Genomic DNA, 20,145 nt, shown 5'->3' with positions numbered 1-20,145 from the left:
CTTGTGATCGCCCTCTCTCTCGCCGAGATCGCAGAAGTCGTCGGCGGGCAGACGTACGACATACCGGATCCGTCCGTCCAGGTCACCGGACCGGTCGTCCGGGACTCCCGTGAAGTGGAGCCCGGCACCCTCTTCGCCGCCTTCGTCGGCGAGCGCGTGGACGGCCACGACTTCGCCGAGGCGGTCGTGGCGGCGGGTGCCGTCGCCGTACTGGCCTCGCGTCCCGTGGGCGTCCCCGCGATCGTCGTGGACGACGTCCAGACGGCCCTCGGCGCCCTCGCCCGTCATGTCGTACGACGGCTCGGCGCGACCCTCGTCGCCCTGACCGGCTCGGCGGGCAAGACCAGCACCAAGGACCTGATCGCCCAGGTGCTCCAGCGCAAGGCGCCCACCGTGTGGACGCCGGGCTCGCTCAACAACGAGATCGGGCTGCCGCTCACCGCACTCAGCGCCACCGAGGAGACCAGGTTCCTGGTCCTGGAGATGGGCGCCCGCGGCATCGGCCACATCCGCTACCTCGCCGATCTGACGCCGCCGAGGATCGGCCTCGTGCTCAATGTCGGCACCGCCCACATCGGCGAGTTCGGCGGCCGCGAGCAGATCGCGCAGGCCAAGGGCGAGCTCGTCGAGGGCCTGCCGTCGGAGGAGGACGGCGGCGCCGCGATCCTCAACGCCGACGATCCTCTCGTACGGGCCATGGCGTCCCGTACGAAGGCGAAGGTGATCCTTTTCGGAGAGTCAGGCGAAGCGGACGTACGCGCCGAGAACGTCAGACTCACGGACAGCGGACAGCCTGCTTTCACCCTTCACACACCCTCCGGTGCAAGCGATGTGACCATGCGCCTGTACGGTGAGCACCACGTGTCGAACGCGCTCGCCGCGGCCGCCGTCGCCCATGAGCTGGGCATGTCCGCGGAAGAGATCGCCACCGCGCTCTCCGAGGCGGGCTCCCTCTCCCGCTGGCGGATGGAGGTCACCGAGCGCCCGGACGGCGTGACGGTCGTCAACGACGCCTACAACGCGAACCCCGAGTCCATGAGGGCCGCTCTGCGTGCCCTTGCGGCCATGGGCAAGGGGCGTCGTACGTGGGCGGTGCTCGGCAAGATGGCCGAGCTCGGGGACGAGGCGCTCGCCGAGCACGACGCGGTCGGGCGGCTCGCCGTCCGGCTCAACGTCAGCAAGCTCGTCGCGGTCGGGGGCAGGGAAGCGTCCTGGCTGCAACTGGGCGCATATAACGAGGGTTCGTGGGGTGAGGAGTCGGTGCACGTGTCCGACGCACAGGCGGCGGTCGACCTGTTGCGCAGCGAGTTGCGCCCGGGGGACGTCGTACTCGTGAAGGCGTCCCGTTCGGTCGGTCTGGAGAGCGTTGCCCAGGCGCTCCTCGACGGTGCCGAGGGTGAGGTCGCAGCCCGATGATGAATCAGATCCTGTTCTCAGGAGTCATTGGTCTCTTCCTGACCCTGGTCGGCACCCCGCTGCTGATCAAGCTGCTGGCCCGCAAGGGCTACGGCCAGTACATCCGGGACGACGGCCCGCGCGAGCACCACAGCAAGCGCGGTACGCCGACCATGGGTGGTATCGCCTTCATCCTGGCGACGATCGCCGCGTACTTCCTGTCGAAGCTGATCACGGGCAAGCCGCCGACGTTCTCCGGCGTCCTGGTGCTCGGTCTGATGGCCGGCATGGGTCTGGTCGGCTTCCTGGACGACTACATCAAGATCGTCAAGCGTCGTTCGCTGGGTCTGCGGGCCAAGGCCAAGATGGCCGGCCAGCTCCTCGGCGGTATCGCCTTCGCGGTGCTGTCGCTGCAGTTCGCGGACAACCGCAACAACACCCCGGCCTCCACCAAGCTCTCCTTCGTGCAGGACTTCGGCTGGTCCATCGGCCCGGTGCTGTTCGTCGTCTGGGCGCTGTTCATGATCCTCGCCATGTCGAACGGCGTGAACCTGACGGACGGTCTGGACGGCCTCGCCACCGGCGCCTCCGTGCTCGTCTTCGGCGCGTACACGTTCATCGGCGTGTGGCAGTTCCAGGAGTCCTGCGCCAACGCCCAGACGCTCGCCAACCCCGGCGCCTGCTACGAGGTGCGAGATCCACTCGACCTCGCCGTCGTCTCCTCGGCGCTGATGGGTGCCTGCCTCGGCTTCCTGTGGTGGAACACGTCGCCCGCGAAGATCTTCATGGGTGACACCGGTTCGCTGGCCCTCGGTGGCGCGCTCGCCGGTCTCGCGATCTGCTCGCGCACCGAGCTGCTGCTCGCCATCCTCGGCGGCCTGTTCGTGCTCATCACCATGTCGGTGGTCATCCAGGTCGGCTCCTTCCGGCTCACCGGGAAGCGCGTCTTCCGGATGGCGCCACTCCAACACCACTTCGAACTCAAGGGCTGGTCAGAAGTACTCGTCGTGGTCCGTTTCTGGATCATTCAGGGCATCTGTGTGATCGTCGGACTGGGCCTCTTCTACGCGGGATGGGCAGCGGACAAGTGACCGACTGGCAGGGGAAGAACGTCACCGTCGCCGGGCTCGGCGTCTCCGGGATCCCGGCGGCCAAGGTGCTGCACGGCCTCGGCGCGAAGGTCACCGTCGTCAACGACGGCGACGACGCACGCGCGCGTGCCCAGGCCGAGGAGCTGGAGGCGCTCGGCGTCACCGTCCGCCTCGGCGACGGGGCGACCCTGCCCGAAGGCACCGAACTCATCGTGACCGCGCCCGGCTGGAAGCCGGACAAGCCGCTGTTCGCGGCGGCTCGTGAAGCAGGCATCGAGATCTGGGGCGACGTCGAGCTCGCCTGGCGGCTGCGCGGCCCCGACGCCGCGCCCTGGCTCGCGGTCACCGGCACCAACGGCAAGACCACGACCGTCCAGATGCTGGCCTCGATTCTGAAGGCGGCGGGCCTGCGCACCGCCGCCGTGGGCAACATCGGCGTCTCCCTCCTCGACGCGGTGCTCGGCGAGGAGCAGTACGACGTCCTCGCCGTGGAGTTGTCCAGCTACCAGCTCCACTGGGCGCCCTCGCTGCGCGCCCACTCCGCGGCCGTGCTGAACCTCGCCCCCGACCACCTCGACTGGCACGGCTCCATGGAGGCGTACGCGCGCGACAAGGGCCGTATCTACGAGGGCAACCGCGTCGCCTGCGTGTACAACGTCGCCGACAAGGCCACCGAGGACCTGGTGCGCGAGGCCGACGTCGAGGAGGGCTGCCGGGCCATCGGCTTCACCCTCGGCACGCCCGGCCCGTCCCAACTCGGCGTCGTGGAGGGCATCCTGGTCGACCGCGCCTTCGTCGAGAACCGGCAGCAGAACGCCCAGGAGCTCGCCGAGGTCTCCGACGTCAATCCGCCGGCCCCGCACAACATCGCCAACGCCCTCGCGGCGGCGGCCCTCGCCCGTGCCTTCGGGGTGCCCCCCAAGGCCGTCCGGGACGGGCTGCGGGCCTTCACCCCGGACGCGCACCGCATCGCGCACGTGGCGGACGTGGCCGGGGTCGCGTACGTCGACGACTCCAAGGCGACCAACACCCACGCGGCCGAGGCCTCGTTGGCGGCCTACGAGTCCATCGTGTGGATCGCGGGCGGGCTCGCCAAGGGCGCCGTCTTCGAGGAGCTCGTCGCCAAGTCGGCAAAGCGCCTTCGCGCGGCCGTGCTCATCGGCGCCGATCGTGGCCTGATCCGTGAAGCCCTCGCGCGACACGCGCCGGAAGTACCCGTCGTCGACCTCGACCGGACCGACACTGGGGCGATGCTCGCGGCAGTCCAGGAGGCGCAGCGGCTCGCACGACCCGGCGACACGGTGCTCCTTGCCCCGGCCTGTGCCTCGATGGACATGTTCGCCAACTACAACCAGCGCGGTGACGTGTTCGCGGAGGCGGTTCGCGAACTCGGCGCGGGCGCCTGACGCCGGGTCTCGGCCACTGCGGGTGCTTCGGGACCCTTGGAGGGACGCGTGACTCGGATGTGGCCGGCCAGTGTGTACGCGCATGGCGAGGCGGTGAGCGCCGATGCCCGGTAGCCGTACGGGACGGCCTCCCGTGCAGCGGGCCGTCCGACGCCGCCCCGACCCTCCCCGGCCGCCGAGCGACAACGCCGTACGACGGCTGTACACGCGCGTGCAGCGGGCGTGGGACCGGCCGCTGACCGCGTACTACCTGATCCTCGGCGGCAGCCTGCTGATCACCGTGCTCGGATTGGTGATGGTCTACTCGGCCTCCCAGATCAAGGCACTGCAGATGTCGTTGCCGGGGTCGTACTTCTTCCGCAAGCAGCTGCTGGCCGCGGCGATCGGCACCGGGCTGCTGTTCGCCGCCTCCCGGATGCCCGTGAAGCTGCACCGGGCGCTCGCCTACCCGATCCTCGCCGGCGCCGTCTTCCTGATGGCACTGGTGCAGGTGCCCGGGATAGGAGTCGCGGTCAACGGCAACCAGAACTGGATCGCCCTCGGCGGCTCCTTCCAGATCCAGCCCAGCGAGTTGGGCAAGCTCGCGCTGGTGCTGTGGGGCGCGGACCTGATCGCCCGCAAGCAGGACAAGAGGCTGCTGACGCAGTGGAAGCACATGCTGGTGCCGCTCGTGCCGGTCGCCTTCATGCTGCTCGGACTGATCATGCTCGGTGGCGACATGGGCACGGCGATCGTCATGTCGGCGATCCTGTTCGGCCTGCTGTGGCTGGCGGGGGCGCCGACCCGGCTGTTCGTGGGGGTCCTGTCGTTCGCCGGTGTGATCGGCGTGTTCCTGATCAAGAGCAGCGAGAACCGGATGGCCCGCCTGCAGTGCCTCGGCGCCACCGAGCCACAGGCCGGCCCCGTCGACTGCTGGCAGGCCGTGCACGGCATCTACGCGCTCGCGTCCGGCGGAATTTTCGGTTCCGGGCTGGGGGCGAGTGTGGAGAAATGGGGTCAACTCCCCGAAGCCCACACCGACTTCATCTTCGCCGTCACCGGTGAGGAACTGGGCCTGGCGGGGACGCTGTCGGTGCTCGCCCTCTTCGCGGCTCTAGGCTATGCGGGTATCCGCGTGGCCGGACGCACGGAGGACCCCTTCGTGAGGTACGCCGCGGGAGGCGTGACCACCTGGATCACCGCGCAAGCCGTGATCAACATCGGTGCGGTGCTCGGCCTGCTGCCGATCGCCGGTGTCCCCCTCCCGCTGTTCTCCTACGGAGGGTCCGCCCTGCTGCCGACCATGTTCGCCATCGGGTTGCTGATCGCCTTCGCGCGCGACGAGCCCGCTGCGCGGGCGGCGCTTTCTGCGCGGCAACCCCGCTTTGGTAGAAAGCGTGCGGGAGGCGCCGGCTCCGGCCGGGAGCCTCGGAGATGGAACACGATGCGACGGCGTGCCTCGGCGGCGCGTTCGTCCGGAGAGCGGTGAATTTCGGTGCATGTCGTACTCGCCGGTGGGGGGACCGCCGGCCACATCGAGCCCGCGCTCGCCCTCGCGGACGCCCTGCGCAGGCAGGACCCGACCGTGGGGATCACGGCCCTGGGCACGGAGCGCGGCCTTGAGACCCGGCTCGTGCCCGAGCGGGGCTACGAGCTCGCGCTGATCCCCGCCGTACCCCTGCCGCGCAAGCCCACGCCCGAGCTGATCACCGTCCCGGGCCGGCTGCGCGGCACGATCAAGGCGACCGAGCAGATCCTGGAGCGCACCAAGGCGGACTGCGTCGTCGGCTTCGGCGGCTATGTCGCCCTGCCCGGCTACCTCGCCGCCAAGCGCCTGGGTGTGCCCATCGTCATCCACGAGGCCAACGCCCGCCCCGGCCTCGCCAACAAGATCGGTTCGCGGTACGCGGCCCAGGTCGCCGTCTCCACCCCGGACAGCAAGCTCCGCAACTCGCGCTACATCGGCATCCCGCTGCGCCGGACCATCGCCACCCTCGACCGGGCCGCCGTCCGCCCCGAGGCCCGCGCGATGTTCGGGCTCGACCCGAACCTGCCGACGCTGCTGGTCTCCGGCGGCTCGCAGGGCGCCCGCCGCCTCAACGAGGTCGTCCAGCAGGTCGCGCCCTGGCTGCAGCAGGCCGGGATCCAGATCCTGCACGCGGTCGGTCCCAAGAACGAACTGCCGCAAGTGCATCAGATGCCGGGAATGCCCCCCTACATCCCGGTAAGTTACCTGGATCGGATGGACCTCGCGTACGCCGCGGCCGACATGATGCTCTGCCGCGCGGGCGCGATGACCGTCGCCGAACTCTCCGCCGTCGGACTCCCGGCCGCCTACGTCCCGCTGCCCATCGGCAACGGCGAACAGCGGCTGAACGCCCAGCCGGTGGTCAAGGCCGGCGGCGGGCTGCTGGTCGACGACGCGGAACTCACGCCCGAGTGGGTGCAGCAGAACGTCCTGCCCGTGCTCGCCGACCCGCACCGGCTGTACGAGATGTCCCGCGCCGCAAGCGAGTTCGGCCGCCGGGACGCCGACGACCTGCTCGTCGGCATGGTGTACGAGGCGATCGCCTCGCACCGTCGATAGGACTGTATGACGGAGGGCAGGGAGCGTGGCCGGACCGACGACCGCGGAGCGCGGTGAACGCCAGCAGGAGTCGTCCGACCCGCCCCTCGCCCGGCGGCGGTTGGGGCTGCGCCGCCGCCTTCGTACGATCATCATTCTTGTCGTCATCCTGGTGCTCCTCGGCGCGGGCTCCGTTTGGGCGTTGTACGGCTCTCAGTGGCTGCGCGTGGAGCGCGTCTCCGTCTCCGGAACGCGAGTCCTGACGCCCGGGCAGATCCATGACGCCGCCGACGTCCCCGTAGGGGCGCCCATGATTTCCGTCGACACCGATGCGATTGAGGCGCGACTGCGCCGGAAATTGCCCCGAATTGACGCGGTTGATGTGGTCCGTGCCTGGCCGCATGGAATCGGCCTGAAAGTGGTGGAGCGCACTCCGGTTCTGATTGTCCAAAAGGGCGGAAACTTCATCGAAGTGGACGATGAAGGTGTCCGTTTCGCCACGGTTTCTGAGCCACCGAAAGGCGTTCCCGCACTGGAATTGACGCCGTCCCGGTCCAGCTCCGCCGCGGCGAGCCTGCGACGCTTCGGAGAGGACCGTCTGGTGCGGGAGGCGGTGCGGGTCGCCCGCGCCATTCCGGCCGCCGTCGCGCGGTCCACCGAGGTCGTCAAGGTCCGTTCCTACGACGACATCTCGCTGGAGTTGGGTGACGGCCGGACCGTCGCGTGGGGGAGTGGCGAGAAGGGTGCCGCGAAGGCTCGCACACTCACCGCTCTCATGAAAGCCTCGCCGGATGCGCGGTACTTCGACGTCAGTGTTCCCACCGCCCCTGCGTCAGCGGGAAGTTGACGCACATTCGCGCAGGCCAGCACCCTGGTTGGGCAGCGACATGGCTGATCACATAGGGTGAAAAGAAAAACGGGAGGTTCGGCGTGTTCGTTGAACGTGCGCCACTTGTCGACTTAGTGTCCTGTTCAGAAGACTTCAAGGAACAGACACACTGGTAACCCTAAACTTCAGGGTTAGGGTTCGGGTCGGCGCTACGGACCGTCCCATTCGGCATCAGTCGCCGGTTCACGAAGGCACACCGCTTCCCGTGATCCGACGACCCGTAACTCGAGGCGAGAGGCCTTCGACGTGGCAGCACCGCAGAACTACCTCGCAGTCATCAAAGTCATCGGTGTCGGCGGCGGTGGTGTCAATGCCATCAACCGGATGATCGAGGTCGGTCTCAAGGGCGTCGAGTTCATCGCCATCAACACTGACGCGCAAGCTCTGTTGATGAGCGACGCCGACGTCAAGCTCGACGTCGGCCGCGAACTCACCCGCGGACTCGGCGCCGGAGCGAACCCGGCCGTCGGCCGCAAGGCCGCCGAGGACCACCGCGAGGAGATCGAAGAGGTCCTCAAGGGGGCCGACATGGTCTTCGTGACGGCCGGTGAAGGCGGCGGCACCGGCACCGGCGGGGCGCCCGTCGTGGCCAACATCGCACGCTCCCTCGGTGCCCTCACCATCGGCGTGGTCACGCGCCCGTTCACCTTCGAGGGACGGCGCCGCGCGAACCAGGCCGAGGACGGCATCGCCGAGCTCCGCGAAGAGGTCGACACCCTCATCGTCATCCCGAACGACCGGCTGCTGTCCATCTCGGACCGCCAGGTCTCGGTGCTCGACGCCTTCAAGTCGGCCGACCAGGTCCTGCTCTCCGGTGTCCAGGGCATCACCGACCTCATCACCACCCCCGGCCTGATCAACCTCGACTTCGCCGACGTCAAGTCGGTCATGTCCGAGGCCGGTTCGGCCCTCATGGGCATCGGCTCGGCCCGCGGCGACGACCGCGCGGTGGCCGCGGCCGAGATGGCGATCTCCTCGCCGCTCCTGGAGGCGTCCATCGACGGCGCCCGGGGCGTGCTGCTCTCGATCTCCGGCGGCTCCGACCTCGGCCTGTTCGAGATCAACGAGGCCGCCCAACTGGTCAGCGAGGCCGCCCACCCCGAGGCCAACATCATCTTCGGCGCGGTCATCGACGACGCCCTCGGCGACGAGGTGCGGGTCACAGTGATCGCGGCCGGCTTCGACGGGGGCCAGCCGCCGGCCCGCCGGGACAACGTCCTCGGCTCGACGTCGTCGTCCTCCTCCTCGGCCCGCCGCGAGGAGCCCACTCCGGTACGGCAGACCGAGAGCCGTCCGTCCTTCGGCTCGCTCGGCAGCGTCAAGCCGAAGGAGGAGCCGGAGCCGGAGCCCGAGCCGGTGGCCGACGTCCCGGTCGCCCCGCCGGTCCCGTCGTCGCGGACCTACGCCGACAGCGCGGCGGAGGAACTGGACGTCCCGGACTTCCTTAAGTGATCCTTCTGACGTGATAGGACAGCGCGACACCGTGAGCGGCGCGCACTTCGCCTTCACCGACCGGTGGGGCGGGGTGAGCGCCGCTCCGTATGAGGAGCTCAACCTCGGCGGGGCGGTCGGCGACGACACCGACGCCGTACTGACCAATCGCGAGCTCGCCGCCAAGTCGCTCGGGCTCGACCCGGGTGGCGTCGTGTGGATGAACCAGGTGCACGGGACGGACGTCGCCGTGGTCGACGGACCATGGCGTGATCGTCCGGTGCCCGACGTCGACGCGATCGTCACGGCGCGGCGTGGTCTCGCCCTCGCCGTTCTCACCGCCGACTGCGTGCCGGTCCTGCTGGCCGACCCGGTCGCCGGGATCGCCGCCGCGGCCCACGCGGGGCGGCCCGGCATGGTCGCCGGAGTCGTGCCGGCCGCGCTACGCGCGATGACCGAACTGGGCGCCGACCCGGCCCGGATCATCGCCCGCACCGGCCCCGCCGTATGCGGTCGGTGCTACGAGGTGCCGGAGACGATGCGCGCCGAAGTGGCCGCCGTGGAGCCGACGGCGCACGCCGAGACGAGTTGGGGCACTCCCGCGGTGGACGTCGCCTCCGGAGTGCACGCGCAACTCGCCCGACTCGGCGTGCGCGACCGGGAGCAGTCGCCGGTGTGCACCCGTGAGTCGGGCGACCACTTCTCGTACCGCCGCGACCGCACCACGGGGCGACTCGCGGGATATGTCTGGTTGGACTGAGAGAGCATGACGGACCGTAAGGGCGAACTCGCCGCGAACCTGGCGAAAGTGGAGGCGCGCATCGCCGCCGCCTGCGCCGCCGCCGGGCGGGGGCGCGACGAGGTGACACTCATCGTGGTCACCAAGACCTATCCCGCGAGCGATGTGCGGATCCTGTCGGAACTCGGTGTCCGTCACGTCGCCGAGAACCGCGACCAGGACGCGGCCCCCAAGGCCGCCGAATGCTCGGATCTGCCCCTCGCTTGGCATTTTGTTGGTCAATTGCAGACCAACAAGGTGCGATCCGTGGTGAGTTACGCGGATCTCGTGCAGTCCGTCGATCGTTCCAAGCTGGTGACGGCGCTCTCGAGGGAGGCCGAACGGCAGGAGCGCGAGGTGGGCTGCCTGATCCAGGTGGCGCTGGACGCGGGAGTGAGCCTGAGAGGCGAGAGAGGTGGTGTGGCGCCAGGTGGGATCGAAGAGTTGGCGGACCTCGTCGCGAAGGCTCCGGGGCTGCGGCTGGACGGACTCATGACCGTCGCCCCGCTCTCGGGGGAGTACGCCGGGCGCCAACAGGCGGCGTTCGAGCGGTTGATGGATTTGTCGACTGACCTGCGCCGAGCTCATCCGACTGCGAACATGGTGTCGGCAGGGATGAGTGCGGATCTCGAAGAGGCGGTGGCGGCCGGTGCGACACATGTGCGCGTCGGCACTGCGGTACTCGGAGTCCGCCCCAGGCTCGGGTAACGTCGCCAGGAAGTCGGACCACAGCAGAAAATATGGTCAATGTCGCCGAAAGGCGGGCGTAACGACCGCGTGGATGGCGGGCACTTGGCAGTCGCCGATCCACCACAGAGCGGAGGACTCAGAGCATGGCCGGCGCGATGCGCAAGATGGCGGTCTACCTCGGCCTCGTGGAGGACGATGGGTACGACGGCCGGGGGTTCGACCCCGATGACGACTTCGAGCCCGAACTGGACCCGGAGCCCGAGCGGGACCACCGACGGCACGAACCGTCACACCAGTCCCACAGCGCACATCAGTCCCAAAGGGACGAAGAGGTGCGAATCGTGCAGCCGCCCGCGCCGCGTGAACCCGTGGCCCGATCGACTTCGCTACCCGCGGAATCCAGCCGCCCGGCGCGTATCGCGCCCGTGGCATCCATCACACAAGAACGCGCAAGCCTGGAGAAGAACGCACCGGTGATCATGCCCAAGGTCGTGTCGGAACGAGAGCCGTACCGGATCACCACGCTTCACCCGCGGACGTACAACGAGGCCCGTACCATCGGGGAACACTTCCGTGAGGGCACGCCGGTGATCATGAATCTGACTGAGATGGATGACACAGACGCGAAGCGACTTGTCGACTTTGCGGCCGGTTTGGTGTTTGGTCTTCACGGCAGCATCGAGCGGGTGACGCAGAAGGTGTTCCTGTTGTCGCCTGCTAACGTCGATGTCACGGCGGAGGACAAGGCCCGCATCGCAGAGGGCGGGTTCTTCAACCAGAGCTGAGACGCACCACCGGAAGAACAGCACGGAACTGGGAACAGGGGAGAGGGAAGCACCAGTCATGAGCGTGGTCCTGCAGGTTCTTTACATCGCGCTGATGGTCTTCCTCATCGTGCTCATCTTCCGGTTGGTCATGGACTACGTCTTCCAGTTCGCCCGCTCATGGCAACCCGGCAAGGCGATGGTGGTCGTTCTGGAGGCCACCTACACTGTCACCGATCCACCGCTGAAGCTTCTGCGGCGGTTCATCCCGCCGCTGCGTCTCGGGGGCGTGGCGCTCGACCTGTCCTTCTTCGTACTGATGATCATCGTCTACATCCTGATCACGCTCGTGCGGAGCGCGATGTGAGCGATGTGACAGATACGGTCTTGCCGACTGCCGACGACAACGTTGAGGTGAAGAGATGCCGTTGACCCCCGAGGACGTGCGGAACAAGCAGTTCACGACCGTCCGCCTCCGAGAAGGCTATGACGAGGACGAGGTCGATGCCTTCCTCGATGAGGTCGAAGCCGAACTGACGCGCCTGCTCCGCGAGAACGAGGACCTGCGCGCCAAGCTGGCCGCGGCCACGCGTGCTGCTGCCCAGAACCAGCAGAACATGCGCAAGCCTCCGGAGCCGCCGCAGGACCAGCAGCAGGGCGGTATGCAGCAGGGCGGCATGCCGCAGCAGGGCATGCGCGGTCCCGGGGCTCCCGTTCCCGCCGGGATATCGGGCCCGCCGCAGCAGCAGATGGGTGGCCCCATGGGTGGTCCGCCCCAGCTGCCGAGCGGTGCCCCGCAGCTGCCCGCCGGTCCCGGCGGTCAGGGTGGCCCTCAGGGTCCCGGTCCGATGGGCCAGGGTCCGGGGCCGATGGGCCAGCCCCCCATGCAGCAGATGGGCGGCCCCATGGGCGGTCCGATGGGTGGCCCGATGGGCGGTCCCGGTCAGGGCGGCCCCGGTGGCGACAGCGCCGCGCGCGTTCTGTCGCTCGCCCAGCAGACCGCCGACCAGGCGATCGCGGAGGCCCGTTCCGAGGCCAACAAGATCGTCGGCGAGGCGCGTTCGCGTGCCGAGGGTCTCGAGCGGGACGCCCGTGCCAAGGCTGACGCCCTGGAGCGGGACGCGCAGGAGAAGCACCGCGTCGCGATGGGCTCGCTGGAGTCCGCTCGCGCCACGCTGGAGCGCAAGGTCGAGGACCTGCGCGGCTTCGAGCGCGAGTACCGCACGCGGCTGAAGTCCTACCTCGAGTCCCAGCTGCGCCAGCTGGAGACGCAGGCGGACGACTCGCTCGCCCCGCCGCGCACCCCGGCTACGGCATCCCTCCCGCCGTCCCCGGCGCCTTCCATGGCACCGGCCGGCGCGAGTGCCCCGTCGTACGGCGGCAACCAGACGATGGGCGGCGCCCCGTCTCCGGCCGGTCCGTCCTACGGCGGTCAGCAGCAGATGTCCCCGGCGATGACCCAGCCGATGGCACCGGTCCGGCCGCAGGGTCCGTCCCCGATGGGCCAGGCTCCGTCTCCGATGCGTGGGTTCCTCATCGACGAGGACGACAACTGACGGTTGGTAGTACGCCGTAGGCGTCGGCAGCGTTCAGGGCGGGGCCCCGGATTTCGATCCGGGGCCCCGCCCTTTTGCTACGCGTGTTCACGGGGTTTGCGGTGTTTGTTCGGACCGTGGGTGGGGTGTCCGACGTACGCAACGCCGAAGGCCCGGGCCGACCAAGATTTCTTGGCCGCCCGGGCCTTCGATGGGGCGCTTGCGTCCTCTAAGACGCGACGCTTCTCAGCGAAGCACTACATCTTGCGCAGGCGGAACGTCAGGGTCAGCCCCTCGTCCGTGAACGCGGAGCCATACCTGTCGTCCGCCTCGCCCTGGGCGAAGTCCGTCGCCAGGACCTCGTCGGCGATGAGCTCGGCGTGATCGCTGAGGGCTGCGGTCGTCGCCGCGTCCCTCGCCGTCCACCGCAGAGCGATCCGGTCGGCCACGTCCAGGCCGCTGTTCTTGCGGGCCTCCTGGATCAGGCGGATCGCGTCACGGGCCAGGCCCGCACGGCGCAGCTCCTCGGTGATCTCCAGGTCCAGGGCGACCGTCGCGCCCGAGTCGGAAGCCACCGACCAGCCCTCGCGCGGGGTCTCCGTGATGATCACCTCGTCCGGAGCGAGGGTGACCGTCTCACCGTCGACCTCCACCGATGCCGTGCCCTCGCGCAGGGCCAGGGACAGCGCCGCCGCGTCCGCGTTCGCGATGGCCTTCGCCACATCCTGGACGCGCTTGCCGAACCGCTTGCCCAGAGCGCGGAAGTTCGCCTTGGCGGTGGTGTCCACCAGGCTGCCGCCCACCTCGGACAGCGACGCCAGCGACGAGACGTTCAGCTCCTCGGTGATCTGCGTGTGCAGCTCGGGGTCGAGGGTCTCGAAGCCCGCGACCGCCACCAGGGCACGCGACAGCGGCTGGCGGGTCTTCACACCCGACTCCGCGCGCGTGGCACGGCCCAGCTCGACGAGTCGGCGGACCAGGACCATCTGCTTGGACAGCTCCGGGTCGATCGCCGACAGGTCCGCCTCCGGCCAGGCGGCGAGGTGGACCGACTCCGGGGCGCCGGGCGTGACCGGGACGATCAGGTCCTGCCAGACCCGCTCGGTGATGAACGGGGTCAGCGGGGCCATCAGCTTGGTGACCGTCTCGACGACCTCGTGCAGGGTGCGCAGCGCCGCCTTGTCGCCCTGCCAGAAGCGGCGACGCGAACGGCGGACGTACCAGTTCGACAGGTCGTCGACGAACGCCGAGAGCAGCTTGCCGGCGCGCTGGGTGTCGTACGCCTCCAGGGACTGGGTGACCTGGTCGACCAGCGCGTGCAGCTCGGACAGCAACCAGCGGTCCAGGACCGGGCGGTCGGCCGGGGCGGGGTCGGCCGCGGAGGGCGCCCAGTTCGACGTACGGGCGTACAGGGCCTGGAAGGCGACCGTGTTCCAGTAGGTGAGGAGGGTCTTGCGCACCACCTCCTGGATCGTGCCGTGGCCCACCCGGCGGGCCGCCCACGGGGAGCCACCCGCTGCCATGAACCAGCGGACCGCGTCCGCGCCGTGCTGATCCATCAGCGGGATCGGCTGCAGGATGTTGCCCAGGTGCTTGGACATCTTGCGGCCGTCCTCGGCGAGGATGTGGCCGAGGCAGACGACGTTCTCGTACGACGACTTGTCGAAGACCAGGGTGCCGACCGCCATCAGCGTGTAGAACCAGCCGCGGGTCTGGTCGATGGCCTCGGAGATGAACTGCGCCGGGTAGCGGCTCTCGAACAGCTCCTTGTTCTTGTACGGGTAGCCCCACTGCGCGAACGGCATCGAGCCCGAGTCGTACCAGGCGTCGATGACCTCCGGCACGCGCGTGGCCGTCTTTTCGCACTGGGGGCAGGCGAAGGTCACGTCGTCGATGTACGGGCGGTGCGGGTCCAGGGCGGACTGGTCGGTGCCGGTCAGCTCGGTGAGCTCCGCGCGGGAGCCGACGCAGGTGAGGTGGTCGTCCTCGCAGCGCCAGATCGGCAGCGGGGTGCCCCAGTAGCGGTTGCGGGACAGCGCCCAGTCGATGTTGTTGTTCAGCCAGTCGCCGAAGCGGCCGTGCTTGACCGTGTCCGGGAACCAGTTGGTCTTCTCGTTCTCCTCGAGGAGGCGGTCCTTGACGGCCGTCGTACGGATGTACCAGGAGGGCTGTGCGTAGTAGAGGAGCGCGGTGTGGCAGCGCCAGCAGTGCGGGTAGCTGTGCTCGTACGGGATGTGCCGGAAGAGCAGGCCGCGCTGCTGGAGGTCCTCGGTGAGCTTTTCGTCCGCCTTCTTGAAGAAGACGCCGCCGACGAGGGGGACGTCGTCCTCGAACGTGCCGTCGGGGCGGACGGGGTTCACGACGGGCAGGTCGTACGCGCGGCAGACCTTGAGGTCGTCCTCACCGAAGGCGGGGGACTGGTGGACCAGACCCGTACCGTCCTCGGTCGTCACATACTCGGCGTTGACCACGAAGTGGGCCGGAGCCGGGAACTCCACCAGCTCGAACGGACGTTGATACGTCCAGCGTTCCATTTCGGCGCCCGTGAAGGTCTGCCCGGTGGTCTCCCAGCCCTCGCCGAGGGCCTTGGCGACCAGCGGCTCGGCGACGACGAGCTTCTCCTCGCCGTTCGTCGCCACGACGTAGGTGACCTCGGGGTGCGCGGCCACGGCCGTGTTGGAGACGAGGGTCCAGGGCGTGGTCGTCCACACCAGGAGCGCGGCCTCGCCGGCCAGCGGACCGGAGGTGAGGGGGAAACGGACGTACACCGAGGGGTCGACGACCGTCTCGTAGCCCTGCGCCAGCTCGTGGTCGGACAGGCCGGTGCCGCAGCGCGGGCACCAGGGGGCGACGCGGTGGTCCTGGACCAGCAGGCCCTTGTTGAAGATCTCCTTCAGCGACCACCAGACGGACTCGATGTACTCGGGCTCCATCGTGACGTAGGCGTCGTCGAGGTCGACCCAGTAGCCCATGCGGGTCGTCAGGTCGGAGAAGGCGTCGGTGTGGCGGAGCACCGACTCGCGGCACTTGGCGTTGAACGCCGCGATGCCGTAGTCCTCGATGTCCTTCTTGCCGCTGAAGCCGAGCTCCTTCTCGACGGCCAGCTCCACCGGGAGGCCGTGGCAGTCCCAGCCGGCCTTGCGGGCCACGTGGTAGCCGCGCATGGTGCGGAAGCGGGGGAAGACGTCCTTGAAGACTCGGGCCTCGATGTGGTGGGCGCCGGGCATGCCGTTGGCGGTGGGCGGGCCCTCGTAGAACACCCACTCCGGGCGGCCCTCGGACTGCTCCAGGCTCTTGGCGAAGATCTTCTGCTCGCGCCAGAAGTCGAGCACGGCGTGCTCGAGCGCGGGCAGGTCGACCTGAGCGGGCACCTGGCGGTACGTCGGCGTTGTCATCAGCGAGCTTCCTCCGGCGGACTTGCTGCCTTCCGTCCGGAGGGACGAGAGCCGATTCTTTCCGTACGCCGGTTTCGGCGCGCTCCCGCGGTACCACCCTCCTTGGCCCTCCGACGCGGGGTGTGCGTCGGTGAGCCCCCTCATTGGGGTCGCGATGCCGGTTCTACTCGCCGCGACCTTCGGTTGCGGCTTTCTTCCGGCGGCTCCGGGGTGATCTTCACGTCGCGCTCGCCCCCGGGCTTCCACCGTCCCCGGGTCGCTCTGGGCTGCGTACGCCGCTACTCGTCCCCATCTACGCTTTTCGCTCCGCCCAGTGTACGGCGCCGCGCGGACAGCGGCCGACTGGATTTCCGGGCCGTGGGGGCGGGGACGCGGTTCCGGTCGTGCTGACCCGAATGGAGCGGTACGTGTGTTCGGAATCTGGGACGTTCGGCTCGGCGGCATACCCGGCGGGGAGCTGGGCACAACGCATGCATGTCTGGCGCGCGACATGCGCGAGGCGGGCGAATCGGGCGGTGTGCCCCGTTGCCGCGGGACTCAAGTCGATTTATCGTCCCAGCACGATTCGCGTGCAAGATCACAATATGTGAAGGGGCCGCGGCATGGTGGCGAAAGAGACCGCCGTACAGCAGTCGGCGTCGAGCAGCTCCACACATGCGCGTGCGGATGCCTCCGGCGGTGCGGCCAAGGGTGCTGGCGGGAAGAAAGGGATGCAGGGGGGTGCGACGGGGGCGGCCGGAGATATGCCGGTGAAGACGGTTCGAGGGGGCGTGGGGGTTGGGGCGGCGGCGAAGAGGGGCGTGAAGGAGGAGGGCTCGCGGGCGGCTGGGAAGGCGGCTGCGAAGAAAGCGAGTGGTAAGCAGGCGGCTGCGAAGCACGCGGCTGGGAAGCATGCGGCTGGAAAGAAAGCGGTCGCTGCCGGGACGCAGGCTCCCCAGGCGGTCGGCAAGAAGGCTGAGACGAAGAAGACAGCGGCGAAGAAGGCTGCGGCGAAGAAGGTGGCCAAGGACGCGGCGGCCAAGGGTGCGGCGGCCGAGAAGGCGGTTTCTCAGCGGAGGGCTGCCGGGGGCAAGGCGGCCGAGGAGAGCGCCGTCGAGAAGACGGCCGGGAAAGCAGGGGCTGGAAAGGAGACGGCCGGTAAGAGGGCCTCTGGCAAGCAGGGCGCCGGGGTGGAGGCGGGCGCTGCCGAGAAGGGCGCCTCCAAGAGGAGCGCTTCCAAGAAGGGTGCTTCCAAGAAGGGCGCCTCCGGGACGGGCGTTTCCGAGATGGGCGGCTCCGACAAGGGCGTCTCCGGGAAGAGCCCAACCGAGAAGAGCGCCTCCAGTAAGAGCGCCAAGAAGAGCGTCTCCAAGAAGAGTGCCTCCACGAAGGGCGCGGTCAGGCGGAGCGTGGGCGCGCAGGGGGCGGCCGGGAAAGGTGCGGTCGCCGAGAGCAGGGCCAAGATGGCGGGCGCGGCGCAGGCCGCGGAGCAGACGGGAGCCACGACAGTGGTTGCGAAGAAGACTCCTGGCACGGCCACGGCGGCGAAGACCGCCGTTCCCAAGGCACGCATCTCCGCGGCGGTGGAGCCCGGCGAGCTCGCGGTGCGCCCCGGTGAGGACCCCTGGACCGAGGAGGAGGTCGAGGAGGCGCGGGCCGAGCTGATGGCCGAGGTGATGCGGCTGCGCGACGAGCTCACGTCGTCCGAGGAGTCCCTCGTCGGCCTGATGCGGGACTCCGGCGACGGTGCCGGCGACGACCAGGCGGACACCGGCGCCAAGAACATCACGCGCGAGCACGAGCTGGCGCTCGCCGCCAACGCGCGCGAGATGCTCACCCAGACCGAGCGCGCCCTGGAGCGCCTCGACGCGGGCACCTACGGCCTGTGCGAGAACTGCGGCAACCCGATCGGCAAGGCCCGGATGCAGGCGTTCCCGCGCGCGACCCTGTGCGTGGAGTGCAAGCAGAAGCAGGAACGCCGGTACTGACCGGTAGGCGGGTGCCGCCGGACGTGCCGTACTCTCGTCCTCAGTCAGGTACCTAGGTTGAGGGACTCACGTGGCAGAGGCGGAGCGCATCATCGGTACGCCGCATACCCCAGAGCCGGCGGGAGCCGGGCCGGAGCAGTCCGACGCGGGCACGAAGGCCGCCCGCGACGCCGGGAACACGGCGTCGGCCGAGTCGTCCGGCGATGACGCGTCGCAGGCCGCAGCCGAGCGGCCCCGGGGCAAGCGCCGGATCGCCGTGCTGTTCGGGGTCGCCCTGTTCGCATACGCCCTCGACCTGATCAGCAAGATGCTCGTGGTCGCCAAGCTGGAGCACCACCCGCCGATCGAGATCATCGGGGACTGGCTGAAGTTCGAGGCGATCCGCAACGCGGGCGCCGCCTTCGGGTTCGGCGAAGCCTTCACCGTGATCTTCACGGTGATCGCGGCGGCCGTGATCGTGGTGATCGCCCGGCTCGCCCGCAAGCTGTACAGCCTGCCCTGGGCGATCGCGCTCGGCCTGCTGCTCGGCGGTGCGCTCGGCAACCTCACCGACCGGATCTTCCGCTCGCCGGGCGTCTTCGAGGGCGCGGTCGTGGACTTCATCGCGCCCAAGCACTTCGCGGTGTTCAACCTGGCCGACTCCGCGATCGTGTGCGGCGGCATCCTGATCGTGCTGCTGTCGTTCAGGGGGCTGGACCCCGACGGCACCGTGCACAAGGACTGAGCCCACGAGGCGCCCGGAAGGGTTGTCCACAGGCTCGGTACGGGGCTGTCGGACCCGTCCGGCATACTCGTCTGGTGAGCACAGTTCCCGAGGTCCGTACCCTGCCCGTGCCCGACGGCCTGGAGGGCGAGCGCGTCGACGCCGCCATCTCCCGCATGTTCGGCTTCTCCCGTACCAAGGCTGCGGAGCTCGCCGCGGCGGGCAAGGTGCTGGTCGACGGCACGGTGGTCGGCAAGTCCGAGCGGGTGAGCGGCGGGGCCTGGCTCGAGGTCGAGATGCCGCAGGCGCCCGCGCCGGTGCAGGTCGTCGCCGAGCCGGTCGAGGGCATGGAGATCGTGCACGACGACGATGACGTGGTGGTGATCGTCAAGCCGGTCGGCGTGGCCGCGCATCCGTCGCCGGGCTGGTCCGGGCCGACCGTCATCGGTGGGCTGGCCGCCGCCGGATACCGCATCTCGACGTCCGGCGCCGCCGAACGACAGGGCATCGTGCACCGGCTCGACGTGGGCACGTCGGGGCTGATGGTCGTCGCCAAGTCCGAGTACGCGTACACGTCGCTCAAGCGCCAGTTCAAGGAGCGCACGGTCGACAAGCGGTACCACACGCTCGTCCAGGGCCACCCCGACCCGACCAGCGGCACCATCGACGCCCCCATCGGCCGCCACCCCAACCACGACTACAAGTGGGCGGTCACCGCCGACGGCAAGCCGTCCGTCACCCACTACGACCTCATCGAGGCGTTCCGCGCGGCGTCGCTGCTCGATGTGAAGCTGGAGACCGGCCGCACGCACCAGATCCGCGTCCACATGGCGGCCCACCGCCACCCCTGCGTCGGCGACCTCACCTACGGCGCCGACCCGACGCTCGCCAAGCGGCTCCGCCTCACCCGCCAGTGGCTGCACGCGGTCCGGCTCGGCTTCGAGCACCCCGGGGACGGGCAGTGGGTCGAGTTCGAGAGCGACTACCCGGCCGACCTGGAGAAGGCCCTGGACCAGGTCCGCGAGGAGACGTGGGCATGAGCTCCCCGTCGTATCCGTCGGATGTCCCGTCGTATGCCGTGCGCGTCGCCGAGGACCCCGCCGACCGCGAGGCGTGCTTCGCGGTGCGCAAGGAGGTCTTCGTCGGGGAGCAGGGGGTTCCCGAGGACATCGAGTACGACGCGTACGACGCCACCGCCGTGCATGTGCTGGCGGTCCGGGAGGACGGCGTGCCGCTCGGGACCGGGCGGCTGCTGTACGGCGAGGCGGCCACGGCCAAGACCGACGGCGACCCGTCGGTGGGCTCGCTGGGCCGGCTCGCGGTGACGCAGGCGGCACGTGGCCTCGGCGTCGGGGCGGCCCTGGTGCGGGAGATCGAGGAGGCGGCACGCGCGCGTGGGCTGGCGGCCGTGGATCTGCACGCGCAGACGCATGCGCTGGGGTTCTACGAGCGGCTGGGGTACGTGGCGTACGGACCGGAGTTCCCGGACGCGGGGATACCGCACCGGGCGATGCGGCGTTCTCTGTAGCCGAAGCCGCCGGTCGAACGGGGCCCGC

General features: G+C 69.5%; 17 protein-coding genes. 16 read left to right on the top strand and 1 reads right to left on the bottom strand.

The features are described 5' to 3' along the window. Window positions 1-3: 3 nt before the first annotated feature. The 12 genes from IF78_RS0118410 (at window position 4) to IF78_RS0118355 (ending at window position 12,545) form a co-directional block, all read left to right on the top strand. On the top strand, window positions 4-1,416 hold the full coding sequence (locus IF78_RS0118410; RefSeq protein WP_031483348.1) for a UDP-N-acetylmuramoyl-tripeptide--D-alanyl-D-alanine ligase: 1,413 nt from the start codon (window positions 4-6) through the stop codon (window positions 1,414-1,416). After that, a complete protein-coding gene (gene mraY / locus IF78_RS0118405) occupies window positions 1,413-2,486 on the top strand; it encodes a phospho-N-acetylmuramoyl-pentapeptide-transferase (protein ID WP_031483349.1) in 1,074 nt (357 codons plus the stop codon). Before IF78_RS0118410 ends, mraY begins: the two co-directional genes overlap by 4 nt. Further along, complete coding sequence (gene murD, locus IF78_RS0118400; protein ID WP_031483350.1) at window positions 2,468-3,892, top strand: UDP-N-acetylmuramoyl-L-alanine--D-glutamate ligase; 1,425 nt, start codon at window positions 2,468-2,470, stop codon at window positions 3,890-3,892. The genes mraY and murD overlap by 19 nt, the downstream gene beginning before the upstream one ends. Window positions 3,893-3,995: 103 nt before the next feature. Then, window positions 3,996-5,360 (top strand): putative lipid II flippase FtsW, encoded by a 1,365-nt coding sequence (ftsW, locus tag IF78_RS0118395; RefSeq protein ID WP_031483351.1) that lies wholly within the window; start codon window positions 3,996-3,998, stop codon window positions 5,358-5,360. A gap of 6 nt (window positions 5,361-5,366) precedes the next feature. Then, complete coding sequence (gene murG, locus IF78_RS0118390) at window positions 5,367-6,458, top strand: undecaprenyldiphospho-muramoylpentapeptide beta-N-acetylglucosaminyltransferase (protein WP_031483352.1); 1,092 nt, start codon at window positions 5,367-5,369, stop codon at window positions 6,456-6,458. Between the two features lie 25 nt (window positions 6,459-6,483). Beyond that, on the top strand, window positions 6,484-7,284 hold the full coding sequence (locus IF78_RS0118385) for a cell division protein FtsQ/DivIB (RefSeq protein WP_031483353.1): 801 nt from the start codon (window positions 6,484-6,486) through the stop codon (window positions 7,282-7,284). Window positions 7,285-7,572: 288 nt separating this feature from the next. Continuing rightward, entirely contained in the window at window positions 7,573-8,778 is a 1,206-nt protein-coding gene (gene ftsZ, locus IF78_RS0118380; protein WP_031483354.1) for a cell division protein FtsZ, read from the top strand. Window positions 8,779-8,788: 10 nt separating this feature from the next. Then, window positions 8,789-9,517 carry a peptidoglycan editing factor PgeF gene (pgeF, locus tag IF78_RS0118375; protein WP_031483355.1) on the top strand — a complete coding sequence of 243 codons (729 nt, stop codon included), beginning with the start codon at window positions 8,789-8,791 and terminating at the stop codon, window positions 9,515-9,517. 6 nt (window positions 9,518-9,523) lie between these two features. Further along, on the top strand, window positions 9,524-10,243 hold the full coding sequence (locus tag IF78_RS0118370; protein ID WP_031483357.1) for a YggS family pyridoxal phosphate-dependent enzyme: 720 nt from the start codon (window positions 9,524-9,526) through the stop codon (window positions 10,241-10,243). Between the two features lie 125 nt (window positions 10,244-10,368). Then, entirely contained in the window at window positions 10,369-11,010 is a 642-nt protein-coding gene (locus IF78_RS0118365; protein WP_031483359.1) for a cell division protein SepF, read from the top strand. A 58-nt stretch (window positions 11,011-11,068) separates the two neighbouring features. After that, on the top strand, window positions 11,069-11,356 hold the full coding sequence (locus IF78_RS0118360; protein ID WP_031483361.1) for a YggT family protein: 288 nt from the start codon (window positions 11,069-11,071) through the stop codon (window positions 11,354-11,356). 55 nt (window positions 11,357-11,411) lie between these two features. Beyond that, the gene (locus IF78_RS0118355) at window positions 11,412-12,545 is read left to right on the top strand and encodes a DivIVA domain-containing protein (RefSeq protein ID WP_031483363.1); all 1,134 of its coding nucleotides are present in this window, start codon (window positions 11,412-11,414) and stop codon (window positions 12,543-12,545) included. A 236-nt stretch (window positions 12,546-12,781) separates the two neighbouring features. Here IF78_RS0118355 and ileS read toward each other — a convergent pair whose 3' ends face one another. Further along, window positions 12,782-15,919 carry an isoleucine--tRNA ligase gene (gene ileS / locus IF78_RS0118350; RefSeq protein WP_031483365.1) on the bottom strand — a complete coding sequence of 1,046 codons (3,138 nt, stop codon included), beginning with the start codon at window positions 15,917-15,919 and terminating at the stop codon, window positions 12,782-12,784. A 602-nt stretch (window positions 15,920-16,521) separates the two neighbouring features. Between ileS and IF78_RS0118340 the strand changes: the two genes are divergently transcribed. The 4 genes from IF78_RS0118340 to IF78_RS0118325 all read left to right on the top strand — a co-directional run bounded on the left by IF78_RS0118340 (window position 16,522) and on the right by IF78_RS0118325 (window position 20,117). After that, entirely contained in the window at window positions 16,522-17,886 is a 1,365-nt protein-coding gene (locus IF78_RS0118340; RefSeq protein WP_078662491.1) for a TraR/DksA family transcriptional regulator, read from the top strand. 70 nt (window positions 17,887-17,956) lie between these two features. Next, window positions 17,957-18,610: a signal peptidase II gene (lspA, locus tag IF78_RS0118335; RefSeq protein ID WP_031483369.1), complete on the top strand. Its 654-nt coding sequence runs from the start codon at window positions 17,957-17,959 to the stop codon at window positions 18,608-18,610. A 74-nt stretch (window positions 18,611-18,684) separates the two neighbouring features. Beyond that, window positions 18,685-19,629, top strand: coding sequence for an RluA family pseudouridine synthase (locus tag IF78_RS0118330; protein WP_031483370.1), 945 nt, complete (start codon window positions 18,685-18,687; stop codon window positions 19,627-19,629). Next, on the top strand, window positions 19,626-20,117 hold the full coding sequence (locus IF78_RS0118325) for a GNAT family N-acetyltransferase (RefSeq protein ID WP_031483372.1): 492 nt from the start codon (window positions 19,626-19,628) through the stop codon (window positions 20,115-20,117). Before IF78_RS0118330 ends, IF78_RS0118325 begins: the two co-directional genes overlap by 4 nt. Window positions 20,118-20,145 lie beyond the last annotated feature (28 nt).

Source organism: Streptomyces bicolor, from assembly GCF_000719285.1.
Taxonomy (GTDB): domain Bacteria; phylum Actinomycetota; class Actinomycetes; order Streptomycetales; family Streptomycetaceae; genus Streptomyces; species Streptomyces bicolor.
The sequence above is the reverse complement of the archived record's forward strand: the minus strand, read 5'-3'. Positions and strand labels throughout refer to the sequence as shown.

Excerpts from the sequence above, each read along its gene's own strand:
- mraY (WP_031483349.1), top strand. The coding sequence starts at position 1,413 with ATGATGAATCAGATCCTGTTCTCAGGAGTCATTGGTCTCTTCCTGACC.
- murD (WP_031483350.1), top strand. The coding sequence starts at position 2,468 with ATGGGCAGCGGACAAGTGACCGACTGGCAGGGGAAGAACGTCACCGTC.
- ftsW (WP_031483351.1), top strand. The coding sequence starts at position 3,996 with ATGCCCGGTAGCCGTACGGGACGGCCTCCCGTGCAGCGGGCCGTCCGA.
- IF78_RS0118370 (WP_031483357.1), top strand. The coding sequence starts at position 9,524 with ATGACGGACCGTAAGGGCGAACTCGCCGCGAACCTGGCGAAAGTGGAG.
- IF78_RS0118365 (WP_031483359.1), top strand. The coding sequence starts at position 10,369 with ATGGCCGGCGCGATGCGCAAGATGGCGGTCTACCTCGGCCTCGTGGAG.
- IF78_RS0118360 (WP_031483361.1), top strand. The coding sequence starts at position 11,069 with ATGAGCGTGGTCCTGCAGGTTCTTTACATCGCGCTGATGGTCTTCCTC.
- IF78_RS0118355 (WP_031483363.1), top strand. The coding sequence starts at position 11,412 with ATGCCGTTGACCCCCGAGGACGTGCGGAACAAGCAGTTCACGACCGTC.
- ileS (WP_031483365.1), bottom strand. The coding sequence starts at position 15,919 with ATGACAACGCCGACGTACCGCCAGGTGCCCGCTCAGGTCGACCTGCCC.
- IF78_RS0118340 (WP_078662491.1), top strand. The coding sequence starts at position 16,522 with ATGGTGGCGAAAGAGACCGCCGTACAGCAGTCGGCGTCGAGCAGCTCC.
- IF78_RS0118325 (WP_031483372.1), top strand. The coding sequence starts at position 19,626 with ATGAGCTCCCCGTCGTATCCGTCGGATGTCCCGTCGTATGCCGTGCGC.